The organism is Ensifer sp. ENS02, assembly GCF_014851885.1.
GTDB classification, from domain to species: Bacteria; Pseudomonadota; Alphaproteobacteria; order Rhizobiales; family Rhizobiaceae; genus Ensifer; species Ensifer adhaerens.
Genome location: NZ_JACVAO010000002.1, coordinates 66019 through 83543, shown reverse-complemented (window position 1 = coordinate 83543; position 17525 = coordinate 66019). Strand labels below are relative to the sequence as shown.

The following is a 17525-nucleotide window of genomic DNA, read 5'->3' as shown; positions in this document are numbered from 1 at the left end:
TTTATCGCCCTGTGGATCAATTTTCATTCCGTCACGGATTTGTCTTCAAACACGCTTGACACCCCAATCCGAACCGCTTAGTTAGCCGCTCATCGAACGGCGCTGCTGCTCGATGCGGGGCGGAAACGCCTCAACCAAGTCAAGATGATGCGGGTGTAGCTCAGTCGGTTAGAGTGCCGGCCTGTCACGCCGGAGGTCGCGGGTTCGAGCCCCGTCACTCGCGCCACTCTTGATCTGGATTTGCCTAGGCGTTCTCAACGAGGGCCGATGGTGATACTAATGATCGTTCGCGGTCATCATGCGCGGGTGTAGCTCAGTCGGTTAGAGTGCCGGCCTGTCACGCCGGAGGTCGCGGGTTCGAGCCCCGTCACTCGCGCCATTTCTTCTCTCCGTCCTTACTGCGAATTGCGCCGGCCCTAGGGCCGGATTGTGCGCTGCGGCAATCTGTCTCGTCTCGCTTTGTTTTACCGTAAAGTTCGCGTCGGCCTGCGAATCCGCGCTTTGTCGGTATCACCCGTCCGATCCTGTGTTGCGAAGCGGTTTAAATGGCCCCTCAAGGCTTGCGCGACGGCGCGGGCTGCGCTAACCACTCCGGCGTTGCAACATATTTTTCGGCCTGCGAGATTTGTTGTTCTGGCGCTCTCCCATGCGCCCTCCCGCAGGCAGGGACGGATAACAATGACTGAACTTCTCGGTTCCTACGTTCCGATCGCGATTTTCATTGGAATCGCATTGGTGATCGGTGTGGCGCTTCTGATTGCTCCCTTCGCCGTCGCCTTCAAGGCTCCTGATTCGGAAAAGCTGTCGGCATACGAGTGCGGCTTCAATGCGTTCGACGACGCCCGCATGAAGTTCGACATCCGCTTCTATCTCGTGTCGATCCTCTTCATCATCTTCGACCTCGAAGTTGCCTTCCTCTTTCCTTGGGCGGTTTCGTTCCATGAACTGGGCTGGTTCGGCTTCTGGTCAATGATGGTCTTCCTCGGAGTGCTGACGATCGGCTTTATCTATGAATGGAAGAAGGGAGCGCTGGAATGGAACTGACCTCCGGCACCACGCTCGTTGCGCCCAAGCCGAAAGGGATCATCGATCCCTCCACCGGCAAGCCGATTGGCAGCAATGATGCATTCTTCGGCGAGATCAACAATGAGCTCGCCGACAAGGGTTTTCTGGTCACCTCGACCGACGAGCTCATCAATTGGGCCCGTACCGGTTCGCTGATGTGGATGACCTTCGGTCTCGCCTGCTGCGCGGTCGAAATGATGCAGATGTCGATGCCGCGCTACGACGCCGAACGCTTCGGTTTTGCGCCGCGCGCCTCGCCGCGCCAGTCCGACGTCATGATCGTCGCCGGCACGCTGACCAACAAGATGGCGCCTGCGCTCCGCAAGGTCTATGACCAGATGCCGGAGCCGCGTTACGTCATCTCGATGGGTTCGTGTGCCAATGGCGGCGGCTACTACCACTATTCCTATTCGGTTGTTCGCGGTTGCGACCGCGTCGTTCCCGTCGACATCTACGTGCCAGGCTGTCCTCCCACGGCAGAAGCGCTGCTTTACGGCGTGCTCCTGCTGCAGAAGAAGATCCGCCGGACCGGCACGATCGAGCGCTAAGGGCAGGGGGTCTTTGATATGAGTGAAGCCCTGAATGAGCTTGCGTCCTACTTGCGCGAAACGCGCGGTGCGCTGATCTCCGACGCATCGCTGGCCTATGGCGAGCTGACGCTGACGACGACGTCGGCGAACCTGATCGCGCTGCTTACGTTCCTTCGTGACGATGTGCAGTGCGCCTTCGTCAATTTCGTCGATGTCTGCGGCGTCGACTGGCCGCAGCGGCCGGACCGTTTCGATGTTGTCTATCATCTCTTGTCGCCGCGCCAGAACCTGCGCGTGCGCGTCAAGGTCGCAACCGGCGAGAACGAGCCGGTTCCGTCGGCAACGCCGGTCTATCCCGGTGCCGACTGGTTCGAGCGCGAAGCCTACGATATGTACGGCATCCTGTTTACCGGCCATCCTGACCTGCGTCGCATCCTGACGGACTACGGTTTCGAAGGACATCCGCTGCGCAAGGACTTCCCGGTCACCGGTTTTGTCGAGGTGCGTTACGACGACGAAGCAAAGCGCGTCGTCTACGAACCCGTCGAACTGAAGCAGGAATTCCGCAACTTCGACTTCCTCTCTCCCTGGGAAGGCACGGACTACGTGCTGCCCGGCGACGAGAAGGCGAAAGCACGGTGAGACTAAGTGGTCCGCGGTAGCCGGTGAACGGCTGCCGTCCGACCTGGAGCAATCGGTATGACCGAACATAACGTCCGCAACTTCAACATCAACTTTGGTCCGCAGCATCCGGCGGCGCACGGCGTTCTTCGTCTGGTGCTCGAGCTTGATGGCGAAATCGTCGAGCGCGTCGATCCGCATATCGGCCTGCTGCATCGCGGTACCGAAAAGCTGATCGAGACCAAGACCTACCTGCAGGCCGTGCCCTATTTCGACCGCCTCGACTACGTGGCACCGATGAACCAGGAGCATGCCTACGCGCTGGCGATCGAGAAGCTGACGGCGACCGAAGTTCCGATCCGCGGCCAGCTCATCCGCGTCCTCTATTCGGAAATCGGCCGCATCCTCTCGCATCTTCTGAACGTCACGACGCAGGCCATGGACGTCGGCGCGCTCACGCCGCCGCTCTGGGGCTTTGAAGAGCGCGAAAAGCTGATGGTGTTCTACGAGCGTGCCTGCGGCGCGCGCATGCACTCGGCCTACTTCCGTCCGGGCGGCGTCCATCAGGACCTGCCGCACGAACTCGTCGAAGACATCGGCAAGTGGATCGATCCGTTCCTGAAGACCGTCGACGACATCGACGAACTCTTGACCGGCAACCGCATCTTCAAGCAGCGCAACGTCGACATCGGCGTCGTCAAGCTCGACGATGCCTGGGCCTGGGGCTTCTCGGGCGTGATGGTGCGTGGCTCGGGCGCTGCCTGGGACCTGCGTCGTTCGCAGCCCTATGAGTGCTATTCGGATCTCGAGTTCGATATCCCGATCGGCAAGAACGGCGACTGCTTCGACCGTTATCTGATCCGTATGATCGAAATGCGCCAGTCGGCCCGCATCATGCGCCAGTGCGTCGATCGCCTGCTCGGCGATGCCAAGGTCGGCCCGGTTTCGTCGCTCGACGGCAAGATCGTTCCGCCGAAGCGCGGCGAGATGAAGCGTTCGATGGAAGCGCTCATCCACCACTTCAAGCTCTATACCGAAGGCTACCACGTGCCGGCCGGCGAAGTTTACGCCGCCGTCGAAGCGCCGAAGGGCGAATTCGGCGTCTATCTCGTCTCCGACGGCACCAACAAGCCCTATCGCTGCAAGATCCGTGCCCCAGGTTATGCGCATCTGCAGGCGATGGATTTCCTCTGTCGGGGACACCAGCTTGCCGACGTTTCGGCCGTGCTGGGCTCCCTCGATATCGTGTTCGGTGAGGTGGACCGCTGATGCGTCTCGCGCCCCTGGCCACGCTCGCTCTTCTCGCGCTTGCATCGACCGTTTCTGCACAGGAGCAGGTCGAAAGCGGCGCGACGTCGGGCGGCATGCGCGGGGGCTCGATGGCCGATCTCGTTGCCAAGGGCTACGAGATCAAGGCCGCGGTCGCCAATGGCACGCGCTACATCGTATTTTTGCAGAAAGACCAGTCAGCCTATGCCTGTGAGTTCGTCTCGGTGACGAAATCGCGGTGCGGTTCGATTAACTGATAAGGTGTCCACTAGAATGTCCGTTCGTCGACTAGCCGAAGACACCGTCCAGCCAGCGAGCTTTGCCTTCAGCAAGGAGAACGCCGCCTGGGCGAAGGAAACGATCAATAAGTACCCCAAGGGTCGTGAGCAGTCTGCCGTCATCCCGTTGTTGATGCGCGCTCAGGACCAGGACGGCTGGGTCACGAAGGCCGCCATCGAGTCGATCGCGGACATGCTCGGCATGCCGTACATCCGCGCGCTCGAAGTTGCGACCTTCTACACCCAGTTCCAGTTGAAGCCGGTCGGCACGCGCGCCCACATTCAGGTTTGCGGTACGACGCCCTGCATGCTGCGTGGCGCCGAAGACCTGATCAAGGTTTGCAAGAGCAAGATTGCCCATGATCCCTTCACCCTGAACGAGAGTGGCACGCTTTCCTGGGAAGAAGTCGAATGTCAGGGCGCCTGCGTCAACGCGCCGATGGTCATGATCTTCAAGGACACCTTCGAAGACCTGACGCCCGAGCAGCTCGAGCAGATCATCGACCGTTTCGAAGCAGGCAAGGGTGCTGAAGTCACCCCCGGTCCGCAGATCGATCGCGTCTATTCGGCTCCGGAAGGCGGCCCGACGACCCTCATGCTTGGGGATGCGGCTCCGGCCAAGGCTGCGGCCAGCGCCGCCAAGAAGGTGAGCGATGCTCCGGCCGTCTCCGTGCCGCCGTCGAATGCCGGCCGCGCCAAGACCGCGTCGGCCGTGACCGACGCGTCGCTGAAGACCCCGGCGACGGCAAAGGCGGAAGCCGCTGCCAACGCCAAGGTGGAAGGCGACACTGTCGACAAGTCGAAGCCGGCCAAGGCTGCTGCCGTTTCCGATAAGCCGTCGCTGGAGGACAAGAACCGTCCGGCTGGTATCGAGAAGCCGGCAGCGACCGACGATCTCAAGCTGATCTCGGGCGTCGGTCCGAAGATCGAGGGTACGCTCAACGAACTGGGCATCTACACCTACGCGCAAGTTGCTTCGTGGAAGAAGGCGGAGCGCGAGTGGGTCGACGGATACCTGAATTTCAAGGGCCGCATCGAACGCGACGACTGGGTCAAGCAGGCCAAGGCGCTCGCCAAGGGCGGCGAAGCCGAATACATCAAGGTCTTCGGCAAGAAGCCGCGGTAAAGAGGTGAATTATGCTCAGAGATGAAGACCGCATCTTTACCAATATCTACGGCCTCAAGGACAAGTCCCTGAAGGGCGCCATGGCGCGCGGCCACTGGGACGGCACCAAGCAGCTGCTCGAAAAGGGCCGTGACTGGATCGTCAACGAAGTGAAGGCTTCCGGCCTTCGCGGTCGTGGCGGCGCCGGCTTCCCGACGGGCCTCAAGTGGTCCTTCATGCCGAAGGAAAGCGACGGCCGTCCGCATTACCTCGTCGTCAATGCCGACGAGTCCGAGCCCGGTACCTGCAAGGACCGTGACATCATGCGTCACGATCCGCATACGCTGATCGAAGGCTGCGTCGTCGCCAGCTTCGCCATGGGTGCCCATGTCGCCTACATCTACGTCCGCGGCGAATTCGTCCGCGAGCGCGAGGCGCTGCAGGCGGCGATCGACGAGTGCTACGCCTATGGCCTGCTCGGCAAGAACAACAAGCTCGGCTACGACATCGACATCTACGTGCACCATGGTGCCGGCGCCTACATCTGTGGCGAAGAGACGGCGCTGCTCGAAAGCCTTGAAGGCAAGAAAGGCCAGCCGCGCCTGAAGCCGCCGTTCCCGGCCAACATGGGCCTCTACGGCTGCCCGACGACCGTCAACAACGTCGAGTCGATCGCGGTCACCCCGACCATCCTGCGTCGCGGCGCCGGCTGGTACACGAGTTTCGGCCGCCCGAACAACCACGGCACCAAGCTCTATTCGGTCTCCGGTCACGTCAACCGCCCGTGCACGGTCGAAGACGCGATGTCGATCCCGTTCCATGAGCTGATCGAAAAGCACTGTGGCGGCATTCGCGGCGGCTGGGACAACCTGCTCGCCGTCATTCCCGGCGGTTCGTCCGTTCCTTGCGTGCCCGGCGCGCAGATGAAGGACGCGATCATGGATTTCGACGGTCTGCGCGAGGTCGGTTCCAGTCTTGGAACCGCCGCCGTCATCGTGATGGACAGGTCGACCGACATCATCAAGGCGATCTGGCGTCTCTCGGCCTTCTACAAGCACGAGAGCTGCGGTCAGTGCACGCCGTGCCGCGAAGGCACCGGCTGGATGATGCGCGTCATGGAACGCATGGTTCAGGGCCGCGCCCAGAAGCGCGAAATCGACATGCTGTTCGACGTCACCAAGCAGGTGGAAGGCCACACGATCTGCGCGCTCGGCGACGCAGCTGCCTGGCCGATCCAGGGTCTGATCAAGCATTTCCGTCCGGAAATGGAAAAGCGCATCGACGAATATACGCGCAATGCGTCGTCGCATGGCGCGGTTCTGGAAGCGGCGGAGTAACCCGACGATGGCCGGCGCACGCGAAGAGGGACAGATGAAGGGACAGGCCGAAGCAGGCATTCCGTTCGCACGTCCGCTTGGCGGCGATCCGGCCGACCCGTTCGGCATGGGCGAATGGATGAAGGGCCTTTCACAGGTGCCGCTGCATCCGCTGATGGTTCACCCGGCAGCCGCAGTTGCAGCAGCGACCGCGATCGGCTTCGGTCTCACGACCCAGATTGCGGGCGCCATGATCGGCGCGATGCAAGGGGCCGTCGAGGCGGCGCAGAAGCGGGCAGAGCCCGCATCGTCTGACACGAGGACTGCCGTTGTCGCAAAGACGGTGCAGGCCGACGCAAAGCCGGAACCGGTCGCCAAGCCGTCCGCGCCTGCCAAGCGCGCAGCCGCAAAGCCGGTGGTCGAGAAGGTTGCCGCTCAAAAGGTGGTCAAGGTTCGCGCGACGCGCGCCAAGGCGAAAGCCACCGACGACCTGAAGCGGATCTCCGGCATCGGCCCGAAGCTCGAGCAGGTGCTGAACGCGAAGGGCATCAGCGGCTTTGCCGACATCGCCGGTTGGAGCGAGGCGGATGTCGCCCGCTTCGACGACGAACTCGGTTTCGGCGGGCGGATCAAGCGGGACGATTGGGTTGGACAGGCCAAGGCGCTGAAAGGCGCTTGAGACAACAGGGCGGGGACCGGGGACGGCCATCGCCCGCAAGCAGCAAGGCTGTGTTGGAATTGTGCGTCGCCGATGGGCCGACGGACGGAAGACAGGATTGAGTACGAAGATGGCAAAGCTGAAAGTCGACGGAAAAGAGATCGAGGTACCGGATCATTTCACGCTGCTTCAGGCGTGCGAAGAGGCCGGGGCTGAAGTTCCGCGCTTCTGTTTCCACGAGCGGCTTTCGGTCGCCGGCAACTGCCGCATGTGTCTGATCGAGGTGAAGGGAGGGCCGCCCAAGCCCGCCGCTTCCTGCGCCATGGGCGTGCGCGACCTCCGTCCGGGCCCGAACGGCGAAGCGCCGGAAGTCTTCACGACCACGCCGATGGTCAAGAAGGCGCGCGAAGGCGTGATGGAATTCCTGCTGATCAACCATCCGCTCGACTGCCCGATCTGTGACCAGGGCGGCGAATGCGACCTGCAGGACCAGGCCATGGCCTTCGGTATCGACAGCTCGCGCTACCAGGAAAACAAGCGCGCCGTCGAAGACAAGTATATCGGCCCGCTCGTCAAGACCGTGATGAACCGCTGCATTCACTGCACGCGCTGCGTTCGCTTCACGACCGAAGTTGCCGGCATTGCCGAACTTGGCCTGATCGGCCGCGGCGAAGACGCCGAGATCACCACCTATCTCGAGCAGGCGATGACCTCCGAACTGCAGGGCAACGTCGTTGACCTCTGCCCGGTCGGTGCGCTGACCTCGAAGCCGTTTGCCTTCACCGCCCGTCCGTGGGAGCTGAACAAGACCGAATCCATCGACGTGATGGACGCGCTCGGTTCGGCGATCCGCGTCGATACCCGCGGCCGCGAAGTCATGCGCATCATGCCGCGCGTCAATGAGGACATCAACGAAGAGTGGATCTCCGACAAGAGCCGCTTCATCTGGGATGGCCTGAAGACGCAGCGCCTCGATCGTCCATACGTCAAGAAGGACGGCCGTCTGCAGCCGGCAACGTGGGGCGAAGCCTTCCAGGCGGTCAAGGCTGCCGTCGCCCAGACTTCCGGCGACAAGATCGGCGCCATTGCCGGCGACCTCGCTTCGGTCGAAGAAATGTACGCGCTGAAGCAGCTGATCGCAGCGCTCGGCTCCGAGAGTGTCGACTGCCGCCAGGATGGCGCCGCACTCGACCCGTCGCTCGGTCGCGCCAGCTACCTCTTCAACCCGACGATCGCTGGCATCGAAAGCGCTGACGCGCTGCTGATCATCGGCTCCAATCCGCGCTTTGAGGCTTCGGTTCTCAATGCCCGCATCCGCAAGCGCTACCGCATGGGCAACTTCCCGATCGCCGTGATCGGCGAGCCGGGCGAACTGCGTTACGAATACGAGTATCTCGGCGCCGGCACCGAAACGCTCGCCGAGCTCGTCTCGGGCAAGGGCAAGTTTGCAGCGACCTTGAAGAAGGCGCAGCGCCCGATGATCCTCATCGGCCAGGGTGCTGTTGCAGGGGAGGGCGGCGCTGCCGTTCTTTCTGCCGCTGCCAAGCTCGCAGGCGCCGTCGGTGCGGTTACCGCCGAGTGGAACGGTTTTGCCGTTCTTCACACGGCCGCTTCCCGCGTCGGTGGTCTCGACCTCGGCTTCGTTCCGGGCGCGAACGGCAAGACGGCGGCCGAGATGGTCACCGCCTCCGATGTTCTCTTCCTGCTCGGCGCTGACGAGATCGACCTTGCGGAACGCAAGTCCGGCTTCACGGTTTATATCGGCTCGCACGGCGACAACGGCGCACATGCCGCCGACGTCATCCTGCCGGGCGCGACCTACACCGAAAAGTCCGGCACCTGGGTCAACACCGAAGGCCGCGTTCAGGTCGGCAACCGCGCCGGCTTCGCACCGGGCGACGCACGCGAGGACTGGGCGATCATCCGCGCTCTCTCCGATGTGCTCGGCAAGAAGCTGCCCTTTGATTCGCTTGGCGAATTGCGCTCGAAGCTCTATGCGGCCCACCCGCATTTCGCCGATATCGACGCGATCGCGAGCGGCAACGGCGACGAAATTGCCGCACTTGGTCAAAAAGCAGGTGAGATAGGCAAATCCGTGTTTGCGTCTCCGGTCAAAGACTTCTATTTGACGAACCCGATAGCGCGCGCATCCGCCGTCATGGCCGAATGCTCGGCTTTGGCACGCAACAATTTCAAAGCTGCGGCGGAATGAGCGCGAGGGAATAGAGTATCATGGACGCTTTCGTTTCGACCTATGTCTGGCCCGCGATCATCATGGTCGCCCAGTCGCTGCTGCTCCTGGTCGCGCTGCTGCTTTTCATCGCCTACATCCTGCTCGCAGACCGTAAGATCTGGGCTGCAGTTCAGCTCCGCCGTGGTCCGAATGTGGTGGGCCCCTGGGGACTTTTCCAGTCCTTCGCCGACCTTTTGAAGTTCGTCTTCAAGGAGCCGGTTATCCCGGCCGGCGCCAACAAGGCGATCTTTCTGCTCGCCCCGCTCGTCTCCGTGACGTTGGCGCTCGCCGCTTGGGCCGTGATCCCGCTCAACGCCGGCTGGGTGATCGCGAACATCAACGTCGGCATCCTCTTCGTGTTCGCCATATCTTCTCTTGAAGTTTATGGCATCATCATGGGCGGCTGGGCGTCGAACTCCAAATATCCCTTCCTCGGCGCGCTTCGCTCCGCAGCTCAGATGGTCTCCTACGAAGTCTCGATCGGCTTCGTTATCGTCACCGTCCTGCTCTGCGTCGGCTCGCTGAACCTGACGGACATCGTCAACGCGCAGTCGAGCGGCATCGGCACCAACCTCGGCCTGCCGGCGTCGTTCCTCGACTGGCATTGGCTGGCGCTGTTCCCGATGTTCATCGTGTTCTTCATTTCGGCGCTGGCCGAAACGAACCGCCCGCCTTTCGACCTTCCGGAAGCGGAATCCGAACTCGTCGCCGGCTTCATGGTCGAGTACGGCTCCACGCCTTACATGATGTTCATGCTCGGCGAATATGCCGCCATCTGCCTGATGTGCGCGCTGACGACGATCCTGTTCCTCGGTGGCTGGCTGCCTCCGGTGGACGTCTGGTTCCTCAACTGGGTACCCGGCATCATCTGGTTCGTGCTGAAGGCATCCTTCGTGTTCTTCATGTTCGCGATGGTGAAGGCTTTCGTGCCGCGTTACCGCTACGACCAGCTGATGCGTCTTGGCTGGAAGGTCTTCCTGCCGATCTCTCTCGCAATGGTCGTGATCACTGCGTTCGTTCTCAAGCTGACGGGAGCCGCATGACGATGGCTCACGTTTGGCAGCATACCGCCGGTCGCTCCCAGGCCGGCAACTCTGGAGGTAAATGATGGCCGGTCTTTCGCAAGCCGTCAGCTCGCTGTTCCTGAAGGAATTCGTCGGCGCGTTCTTTCTGTCGATGCGCTATTTCTTCAAGCCGAAGGCGACGTTGAACTACCCCTTCGAAAAGGGACCGGTCAGCCCGCGCTTCCGCGGCGAGCATGCGCTGCGCCGTTATCCGAACGGTGAAGAGCGTTGCATCGCCTGCAAGCTGTGCGAGGCGATCTGTCCTGCACAGGCCATCACCATCGAAGCCGGCCCGCGCCGCAACGACGGCACACGCCGTACGGTTCGCTACGACATCGACATGGTGAAGTGCATCTATTGCGGTTTCTGCCAGGAAGCCTGTCCGGTCGATGCCATCGTCGAGGGCCCGAACTTCGAGTTCGCCACCGAGACGCGCGAAGAGCTTTACTACGACAAGGACAAGCTCCTCGCCAACGGCGACCGTTGGGAACGGGAAATCGCACGCAACATCGCAATGGACTCGCCCTATCGCTGAGGCCAGAGCGTAGCGCCGCCCCGGGGAGGGCGGTGCATGTGACATAGGTTTGGGCAACGGCCGGACGCGTGTCCGGCTTTGCCTGTGGAGTGGGGCCAGAAGCGCCTCACGCCGTGCAAGACGAAGAAGGCACCGATCATGGGTCTGCAGGTTCTTTTTTTCTATCTCTTTGCCTTCATCGCGGTGGCGTCGGCATTCATGGTCATTGCGGCCAGGAACCCGGTTTATTCGGTTCTGTTCCTGATCCTGACCTTCTTTAACGCGGCAGGTCTGTTCCTGCTGACTGGCGCCGAATTCCTCGCGATGATCCTGCTGGTCGTTTATGTCGGCGCGGTCGCGGTGCTGTTCCTGTTCGTGGTTATGATGCTCGACATCGACTTCGCGGAACTGCGGGCCGGCGTGCTTGAATATGCGCCGGTGGGCGCGCTGATCGGTCTGATCCTTGCAGCCGAGCTCATCATCGTGGTTGGCGGTGCGACGTTCTCGCCTGAGATCGCCAAGTCGATTTCGATGCCGATCCCGGCGGTCGCCGACCGCACGAACACGGCAGCGCTCGGCGACGTGCTCTACACGCACTACGTCTACTTCTTCCAGATCGCCGGCCTGGTCCTGCTCGTAGCCATGATCGGCGCGATCGTGCTGACCCTGCGCCACCGCGAAAACATCAAGCGCCAGAACATCCCGCAGCAGGTTGCCCGCACGCCCGAGACCGCCGTCGAAGTGGTCACGGTCAAGCCCGGCCAGGGCATTTAAGTCGGACGCGAGATCGAGGAACAAAAAAATGGAAATCGGAATTTCCCACTATCTCACCGTCAGCGCCATCCTGTTCACGCTGGGCGTCTTCGGCATCTTCCTGAACCGGAAGAACGTCATCGTCATCCTGATGTCGGTCGAACTCATTCTTCTTGCGGTCAACATCAACATGGTCGCCTTCTCGGCGTTCCTGAATGACATCACTGGCCAGGTCTTTGCCCTGTTCATCCTGACCGTCGCGGCTGCGGAAGCGGCCATCGGACTTGCAATTCTCGTCGTCTTCTACCGCAACCGCGGCTCGATCGCTGTTGAAGACGTCAACATGATGAAGGGCTGATTGGGCTATGGATACCATCATCAAGGCTATCGTCTTCCTGCCTTTGATCGGCTTTCTGATCGCCGGCCTCTTCGGTAGTTCGATCGGCGCCAAGGCATCGGAATATGTCACCAGCGGTCTGATGATCATTGCCGCTGCGCTCTCCTGGTACGTCTTCTTCGACGTCGCCATGGGCCACCAGGAAATGATCAAGGTGTCGGTGCTGCGCTGGATCCAGTCCGGCACCTTCGATGTCGAATGGGCGTTCCGCGTCGATACGCTGACCTCGGTCATGTTCGTGGTCGTCAACACGGTGTCGACCCTCGTGCATGTCTATTCGATCGGCTACATGCACCACGATCCGCATCGTCCGCGCTTCTTTGCCTATCTGTCGCTCTTCACCTTCGCGATGTTGATGCTCATCACGTCGGACAACCTGGTGCAGATGTTCTTCGGCTGGGAAGGCGTGGGTCTTGCGTCCTACCTGCTCATCGGCTTCTGGTACAAGAAGCCGTCGGCCAACGCTGCTGCGATGAAGGCCTTCATCGTCAACCGCGTCGGTGACTTCGGGTTCGCGCTCGGTATCTTCCTGGTCTTCGTGCTGTTCGGCTCGGTCAACCTGGAAACGATCTTCGCTGCCGCCAAGACCTATCTGCCGGCCGAAGGTGCGGGAGCAGGGGAGGCCGTCGTCACCCTGTTCGGCATGCACCTCGACAAGGCTGACGCCATCACCGCCGCATCCCTGCTGCTCTTCATGGGCGCGATGGGCAAGTCGGCGCAGTTCCTGCTGCACACCTGGCTTCCGGACGCCATGGAAGGCCCGACCCCGGTTTCGGCTCTTATCCATGCCGCAACCATGGTTACCGCCGGCGTCTTCCTCGTCGCCCGCATGTCGCCGGTGTTCGAGCTGTCGCCGGATGCGCTGACCGTCGTCACCATTATCGGCGCGATCACCGCCTTCTTCGCGGCGACCGTCGGCCTCGTCCAGAACGACATCAAGCGCGTCATCGCCTATTCGACCTGCTCGCAGCTCGGCTACATGTTCGTGGCCCTCGGCGTCGGTGCCTATGGCGCGGCGATCTTCCACCTGTTCACGCACGCCTTCTTCAAGGCTCTGCTGTTCTTGGGTGCCGGTTCGGTCATCCACGCCGTCGATGGCGAGCAGGACATGCGTTACATGGGCGGTCTCCGGAAGCACATTCCGGTTACCTACTGGATGATGTTCATCGGCACGATCGCACTGACCGGCGTCGGCATCCCTGGCACGATCATCGGTACCGCAGGCTTCTTCTCGAAGGACGCGATCATCGAGTCCGCCTATGCCGCCCACAGCTCGGTTTCCGGTTTCGCCTATGCGCTGCTCGTTGTCGCGGCACTCTTCACCAGCTTCTATTCGTGGCGCCTGACCTTCATGACCTTCCATGGCAAGCCGCGCGCTTCCTCGGATGTCATGCATCACGTGCATGAATCGCCGCAGGTCATGCTGGTGCCGCTCTATATCCTTGGCGTCGGTGCGCTGGTCGCCGGCTTCATCTTCCACGATCACTTCTTCGGCGAAGGCTATGCCGAATTCTGGAAGGGTGCGCTGTTCACCTCGGCGGAAAACGAAATCCTGCATGAGTACCACCACGTGCCGAAGTGGGTTAAGTGGAGCCCGTTTGTCGCCATGGCGCTTGGCCTCTTCACGGCCTGGTACATGTATATCCGCCGGCCGGAACTGCCGAAGTATCTGGCAGAGCAGCACCGTGGCCTCTACCAGTTCCTGCTCAATAAGTGGTACTTCGACGAGCTCTATGACTTCCTGTTCGTACGCTCGGCCAAGTGGCTCGGCACCTTCCTGTGGAAGGAAGGCGACGGTCGCGTGATCGACGGCTACGGCCCGAACGGCATTGCCGCACGTGTGCTCAACGTCACTGACCGCGTTGTCCGCCTGCAGACTGGTTACCTCTATCACTACGCGTTTGCGATGCTGATCGGCATTGCCGCGCTTGTTACTTGGATGATGTTCAGGAGTTCCTTCTGATGACCGATTGGCCCGTACTTTCCGCGGTCACCTTCATGCCGCTCGTCGGCGTCCTGCTTCTCTTGCTCACAAGGGAAGACAGCGCCTACGGCCGCCGGAATATCCTGAACGTTTCGCTGCTGACGACGATCTTCACCTTCGCCGTGTCGGTCTACATCTGGTACCAGTTCGATTCCTCGAACCCGGGCTTCCAGATGATCGAGAAGCACGAGTGGCTCGGCACCGGCATTTCCTACCATCTCGGTGTCGATGGTATCTCGATGCTGTTCGTGGTGCTCTCGGCCTTCCTCATGCCGTTCTGCGTACTGGCGAGCTGGCTGTCGATCGAGAAGCGGCTGAAGGCCTACATGATCGCGTTCCTGGTCCTGGAAACGTTCATGATCGGCGTCTTCGTGTCGCTCGATATCGTGCTCTTCTACGTGTTCTTCGAAGCCGGTCTCATCCCGATGTTCCTCATCATCGGTGTCTGGGGCGGCAAGGACCGCGTTTACGCCAGCTACAAGTTCTTCCTCTATACGCTGCTCGGCTCAGTGCTGATGCTGCTCGCGATCATGGCGATGTACTGGCAGGCCGGTACGACCGACATCACGCAGCTACTGGCCTATAACTTCCCGCGCCAGATGCAGACTTGGCTGTGGCTCGCCTTCTTCGCCTCCTTTGCGGTGAAGATGCCGATGTGGCCGGTCCACACCTGGCTTCCCGACGCACACGTTCAGGCGCCGACGGCGGGCTCGGTCATTCTGGCCGGCGTCTTGCTAAAGCTCGGCGGTTACGGCTTCCTGCGCTTCTCGCTGCCGATGTTCCCGCTGGCCTCAGATTACTTCGCGCCGTTCGTCTTCACGCTTTCGGTCGTCGCCATCATCTACACCTCGCTGGTGGCGCTGATGCAGACCGACATCAAGAAGCTGATCGCCTATTCGTCCGTTGCGCACATGGGCTACGTGACGATGGGTATCTTTGCCGCCAACGTTCAGGGCGTGCAGGGTGCGATCTTCCAGATGCTGTCGCACGGCATCGTCTCCGGCGCGCTCTTCCTTTGCGTCGGCGTTGTCTACGACCGCCTGCACACCCGCGAAATCGCCGCCTATGGCGGCCTCGTAAACAACATGCCGAAGTACGCCGTCGCCTTCATGGTGTTCACCATGGCGAACGTCGGCCTGCCGGGCACGTCCAGCTTCGTCGGCGAAGTCCTGACCCTCGTCGGTGCCTTCCGTGCCAACACCTGGGTTGCGCTCTTTGCCACCTCCGGCGTGATCCTGTCGGCCGCCTATGCGCTCTGGCTCTATCGCCGGGTCGTGTTCGGCGCGCTGGAAAAGGAAAGCCTGAAGGCGTTGCTCGACCTGTCGCCGCGCGAAAAGGCCATCCTTTATCCGCTGGTGATCCTGACGATCTTCTTCGGCGTCTATCCGGCACCGATCTTCGATGCGACCGCGGCCTCCGTGGATCTGCTCGTCAACAACTACTCCGCAGCCCTGCAGGCAGCGCAAAACGTTGCGCTTTCGGTGCAATGACCACAGGACGTGATTGGACATGACTGCTGAAACCCTCCTTGCAAGCCTGCAACTCTCGATCCCCGAGCTGATCCTCGCGGTCGGCGCGATGGCGTTGCTGATGATTGGCGTGTTTTCCGGCGAGAAGTCGGCGTCGACGGTCACCGGTCTTGCGGTTGCCCTCCTGATCATCGCTGGCCTCTGGCTCGTGCTTAAGACCGGTGAAGGCGAAGCCTATGGCGGCGCCTTCCTGTCGGATCCCTTCGCCAAGTTCATGAAGGTTCTGGCCCTGATCGGCTCCATCACCGCCCTGGTGATGACGGTCGGCCATGCGCGCTCCGCCCAGATTGACCGTTTCGAGTTCCCAGTGCTTCTGGTGCTGGCAACGCTCGGCATGCTCTTGATGATCTCGGCCAACGACCTGATCTCGCTCTACCTGTCGCTGGAACTGCAGTCGCTGGCCCTTTATGTCGTCGCTGCCATCAACCGCGACAGCATCCGCTCGACGGAAGCCGGCCTGAAGTACTTCGTCCTCGGTGCGCTTTCTTCGGGCATGCTGCTTTACGGCATGTCGCTGATCTACGGCTTCACCGGCCACACCGGCTTTACCCAGATCGCGGCTGCGCTGACGGCTGAAGGCCGCTCGCTCGGCCTGATCTTCGGTCTGGTCTTCGTACTCGCCGGCCTCGCTTTCAAGATCTCGGCCGTGCCGTTCCACATGTGGACGCCTGACGTTTATGAAGGCGCGCCAACGCCGGTCACCGCCTTCTTCGCGGCGGCACCGAAGGTCGCCGCCATGGCGATCCTCGTTCGCATCGTCATCAATGCCTTCGAGCCTGTCGTTGCTGACTGGCAGCAGATCATCGTCTTCATCTCGATCGCATCGATGCTGCTCGGTGCCTTCGCGGCGATCGGCCAGAAGAACATCAAGCGCCTGATGGCCTATTCCTCGATCGGCCACATGGGCTACGCGCTGGTCGGCCTTGCCGCCGGCTCCATGGCTGGTGTTCGTGGCGTGCTGCTCTACATGCTCATCTACATGGTCATGACGCTTGGCACCTTCGCCTGCATCCTGGCGATGCGCCGCAAGGAAGGCGAAAACGTCGAGAACGTCGACGATCTCGCCGGTCTCTCGCAGACCAACCCCTTCATGGCGACGGTGCTGACCGTCCTGATGTTCTCGCTCGCCGGCATCCCGCCAATGGCAGGCTTCTTCGGGAAGTACTTCGTCTTCATGGCGGCCATCGAAGCCCAGCTCTATGCGCTCGCCATCATCGGCGTCCTCGCATCCGTCGTCGGCGCCTACTACTACCTGCGCGTCATCAAGGTGATGTGGTTCGACGATGCCAAGGGCGAGTTCGCCCGCACCGCCGGCGAACTGCGGCTGGTGTTCGGTCTCTCGGGCCTGTTCGTTCTCGGATACGTGCTCATCGGCGGCCCGCTCGGAAACGCCGCTGAAGTCGCGGCGCGGACCTTCTTTTGATCGCCTTTGAAAGTGGCGGCCGGATCTCGCTCGACGATTTCCGGCACGTCGCTCTCGATGCGGTCGGGTCGACCAACAGTGAATGCCTGGCGCGTGCGCGCCAGGGTGACCCGGGCAATCTCTGGGTCACGGCCATCAGGCAGACCGGCGGGCGCGGACGTCGCGGCCGGGCATGGTTCTCCGAACCGGGCAATCTCTACGCTTCGCTTCTCCTCATCGAGCCGGCACCGGTCGAGCACCTGCACTCTTTGCCGCTTGCTGTCGCCGTCGCCGTTCACAGGGCGATCCGCCAGGTGATGCCGCCGGGTTCGGCGCCGGTGGAGATCAAGTGGCCGAACGACATCCTGATCGACGGCAAGAAGACCTGCGGTATCCTGCTTGAAGGCGAAAGCCTCCCGGACGGGCGCCGGGCGCTGGTCATCGGTTGCGGCATCAACATCGCGGTCCAGCCGGATGAAGGGCTCTATCCCGTGACGTCGCTGGCCAACGAAGGTGCGTCGGTTTCGCCCGACGAACTGTTTGCGCGCCTGTTCCTGACGATGGCGGAGACCCTGCAGGTTTGGGATCGGGGCGCCGGTATCGCCACGACGATCGAACAATGGCGGGCAGCAGCCCGCGGCATCGGTGAAACGATAACCGTGAACCTGCCGGACCGGTCGCTTTCAGGGCGCTTTGCCGGTATTGATGAGGCCGGACGGCTGGTGCTCGACACCGGCAACGGCATGACGCAGGCGATTGCCGCCGGCGACGTATTTTTCGGATAAATTTGGAACAGGGGCGCAACAC

Annotated in this window: 17 protein-coding genes and 2 tRNA genes; all 19 read left to right on the top strand. The window is 61.6% G+C overall.

What is annotated here, in order from left to right; translation table 11 throughout:
• Window positions 1–149: 149 nt before the first annotated feature.
• Window positions 150–226: transfer RNA gene (locus IB262_RS04870), tRNA-Asp, on the top strand.
• Window positions 227–302: 76 nt separating this feature from the next.
• Window positions 303–379 (top strand) — tRNA-Asp (locus IB262_RS04865).
• A gap of 299 nt (window positions 380–678) precedes the next feature.
• Complete coding sequence (locus IB262_RS04860; protein ID WP_034803593.1) at window positions 679–1044, top strand: NADH-quinone oxidoreductase subunit A; 366 nt, start codon at window positions 679–681, stop codon at window positions 1042–1044.
• A complete protein-coding gene (locus IB262_RS04855; protein ID WP_034803591.1) occupies window positions 1035–1613 on the top strand; it encodes an NADH-quinone oxidoreductase subunit B in 579 nt (192 codons plus the stop codon). Before IB262_RS04860 ends, IB262_RS04855 begins: the two co-directional genes overlap by 10 nt.
• An 18-nt stretch (window positions 1614–1631) precedes the next feature.
• Window positions 1632–2237 (top strand): NADH-quinone oxidoreductase subunit C, encoded by a 606-nt coding sequence (locus tag IB262_RS04850; protein WP_034803588.1) that lies wholly within the window; start codon window positions 1632–1634, stop codon window positions 2235–2237.
• Between the two features lie 57 nt (window positions 2238–2294).
• Window positions 2295–3485 carry an NADH-quinone oxidoreductase subunit D gene (locus IB262_RS04845; RefSeq protein WP_060522193.1) on the top strand — a complete coding sequence of 397 codons (1191 nt, stop codon included), beginning with the start codon at window positions 2295–2297 and terminating at the stop codon, window positions 3483–3485.
• Entirely contained in the window at window positions 3485–3742 is a 258-nt protein-coding gene (locus IB262_RS04840; RefSeq protein ID WP_034803583.1) for a hypothetical protein, read from the top strand. Before IB262_RS04845 ends, IB262_RS04840 begins: the two co-directional genes overlap by 1 nt.
• 16 nt (window positions 3743–3758) lie before the next feature.
• Entirely contained in the window at window positions 3759–4889 is a 1131-nt protein-coding gene (locus IB262_RS04835; protein ID WP_112975684.1) for an NADH-quinone oxidoreductase subunit E, read from the top strand.
• 11 nt (window positions 4890–4900) lie between these two features.
• Window positions 4901–6205: an NADH-quinone oxidoreductase subunit NuoF gene (gene nuoF, locus IB262_RS04830; RefSeq protein ID WP_034803581.1), complete on the top strand. Its 1305-nt coding sequence runs from the start codon at window positions 4901–4903 to the stop codon at window positions 6203–6205.
• A 7-nt stretch (window positions 6206–6212) separates the two neighbouring features.
• Window positions 6213–6863 carry an NADH:ubiquinone oxidoreductase gene (locus IB262_RS04825; RefSeq protein WP_112975683.1) on the top strand — a complete coding sequence of 217 codons (651 nt, stop codon included), beginning with the start codon at window positions 6213–6215 and terminating at the stop codon, window positions 6861–6863.
• Between the two features lie 109 nt (window positions 6864–6972).
• Window positions 6973–9054, top strand: a complete 2082-nt coding sequence (gene nuoG, locus IB262_RS04820; protein WP_112975682.1) for an NADH-quinone oxidoreductase subunit NuoG — start codon at window positions 6973–6975, stop codon at window positions 9052–9054.
• 20 nt (window positions 9055–9074) lie between these two features.
• Window positions 9075–10118 (top strand): NADH-quinone oxidoreductase subunit NuoH, encoded by a 1044-nt coding sequence (nuoH, locus tag IB262_RS04815; RefSeq protein WP_034803570.1) that lies wholly within the window; start codon window positions 9075–9077, stop codon window positions 10116–10118.
• A gap of 64 nt (window positions 10119–10182) precedes the next feature.
• Window positions 10183–10674, top strand: a complete 492-nt coding sequence (nuoI, locus tag IB262_RS04810; RefSeq protein WP_025426590.1) for an NADH-quinone oxidoreductase subunit NuoI — start codon at window positions 10183–10185, stop codon at window positions 10672–10674.
• A 138-nt stretch (window positions 10675–10812) separates the two neighbouring features.
• Window positions 10813–11427, top strand: a complete 615-nt coding sequence (locus IB262_RS04805) for an NADH-quinone oxidoreductase subunit J (RefSeq protein WP_034804235.1) — start codon at window positions 10813–10815, stop codon at window positions 11425–11427.
• 28 nt (window positions 11428–11455) lie between these two features.
• A complete protein-coding gene (gene nuoK, locus IB262_RS04800; protein ID WP_034803568.1) occupies window positions 11456–11764 on the top strand; it encodes an NADH-quinone oxidoreductase subunit NuoK in 309 nt (102 codons plus the stop codon).
• A gap of 7 nt (window positions 11765–11771) precedes the next feature.
• Complete coding sequence (gene nuoL / locus IB262_RS04795; RefSeq protein WP_034803566.1) at window positions 11772–13766, top strand: NADH-quinone oxidoreductase subunit L; 1995 nt, start codon at window positions 11772–11774, stop codon at window positions 13764–13766.
• A complete protein-coding gene (locus IB262_RS04790; protein WP_060522197.1) occupies window positions 13766–15277 on the top strand; it encodes an NADH-quinone oxidoreductase subunit M in 1512 nt (503 codons plus the stop codon). Before nuoL ends, IB262_RS04790 begins: the two co-directional genes overlap by 1 nt.
• A 19-nt stretch (window positions 15278–15296) precedes the next feature.
• Window positions 15297–16739, top strand: a complete 1443-nt coding sequence (gene nuoN / locus IB262_RS04785) for an NADH-quinone oxidoreductase subunit NuoN (RefSeq protein ID WP_034803562.1) — start codon at window positions 15297–15299, stop codon at window positions 16737–16739.
• Window positions 16739–17503 (top strand): biotin--[acetyl-CoA-carboxylase] ligase, encoded by a 765-nt coding sequence (locus IB262_RS04780; protein WP_162727209.1) that lies wholly within the window; start codon window positions 16739–16741, stop codon window positions 17501–17503. Before nuoN ends, IB262_RS04780 begins: the two co-directional genes overlap by 1 nt.
• Window positions 17504–17525: the final 22 nt, after the last annotated feature.

Excerpts from the sequence above, each read along its gene's own strand:
- nuoF (WP_034803581.1), top strand. The coding sequence starts at position 4,901 with ATGCTCAGAGATGAAGACCGCATCTTTACCAATATCTACGGCCTCAAG.
- IB262_RS04840 (WP_034803583.1), top strand. The coding sequence starts at position 3,485 with ATGCGTCTCGCGCCCCTGGCCACGCTCGCTCTTCTCGCGCTTGCATCG.
- IB262_RS04850 (WP_034803588.1), top strand. The coding sequence starts at position 1,632 with ATGAGTGAAGCCCTGAATGAGCTTGCGTCCTACTTGCGCGAAACGCGC.
- nuoN (WP_034803562.1), top strand. The coding sequence starts at position 15,297 with ATGACTGCTGAAACCCTCCTTGCAAGCCTGCAACTCTCGATCCCCGAG.
- nuoI (WP_025426590.1), top strand. The coding sequence starts at position 10,183 with ATGGCCGGTCTTTCGCAAGCCGTCAGCTCGCTGTTCCTGAAGGAATTC.
- nuoH (WP_034803570.1), top strand. The coding sequence starts at position 9,075 with ATGGACGCTTTCGTTTCGACCTATGTCTGGCCCGCGATCATCATGGTC.
- IB262_RS04835 (WP_112975684.1), top strand. The coding sequence starts at position 3,759 with ATGTCCGTTCGTCGACTAGCCGAAGACACCGTCCAGCCAGCGAGCTTT.
- nuoG (WP_112975682.1), top strand. The coding sequence starts at position 6,973 with ATGGCAAAGCTGAAAGTCGACGGAAAAGAGATCGAGGTACCGGATCAT.
- IB262_RS04825 (WP_112975683.1), top strand. The coding sequence starts at position 6,213 with ATGGCCGGCGCACGCGAAGAGGGACAGATGAAGGGACAGGCCGAAGCA.
- IB262_RS04805 (WP_034804235.1), top strand. The coding sequence starts at position 10,813 with ATGGGTCTGCAGGTTCTTTTTTTCTATCTCTTTGCCTTCATCGCGGTG.
- IB262_RS04855 (WP_034803591.1), top strand. The coding sequence starts at position 1,035 with ATGGAACTGACCTCCGGCACCACGCTCGTTGCGCCCAAGCCGAAAGGG.
- IB262_RS04790 (WP_060522197.1), top strand. The coding sequence starts at position 13,766 with ATGACCGATTGGCCCGTACTTTCCGCGGTCACCTTCATGCCGCTCGTC.
- nuoL (WP_034803566.1), top strand. The coding sequence starts at position 11,772 with ATGGATACCATCATCAAGGCTATCGTCTTCCTGCCTTTGATCGGCTTT.
- IB262_RS04845 (WP_060522193.1), top strand. The coding sequence starts at position 2,295 with ATGACCGAACATAACGTCCGCAACTTCAACATCAACTTTGGTCCGCAG.
- nuoK (WP_034803568.1), top strand. The coding sequence starts at position 11,456 with ATGGAAATCGGAATTTCCCACTATCTCACCGTCAGCGCCATCCTGTTC.
- IB262_RS04860 (WP_034803593.1), top strand. The coding sequence starts at position 679 with ATGACTGAACTTCTCGGTTCCTACGTTCCGATCGCGATTTTCATTGGA.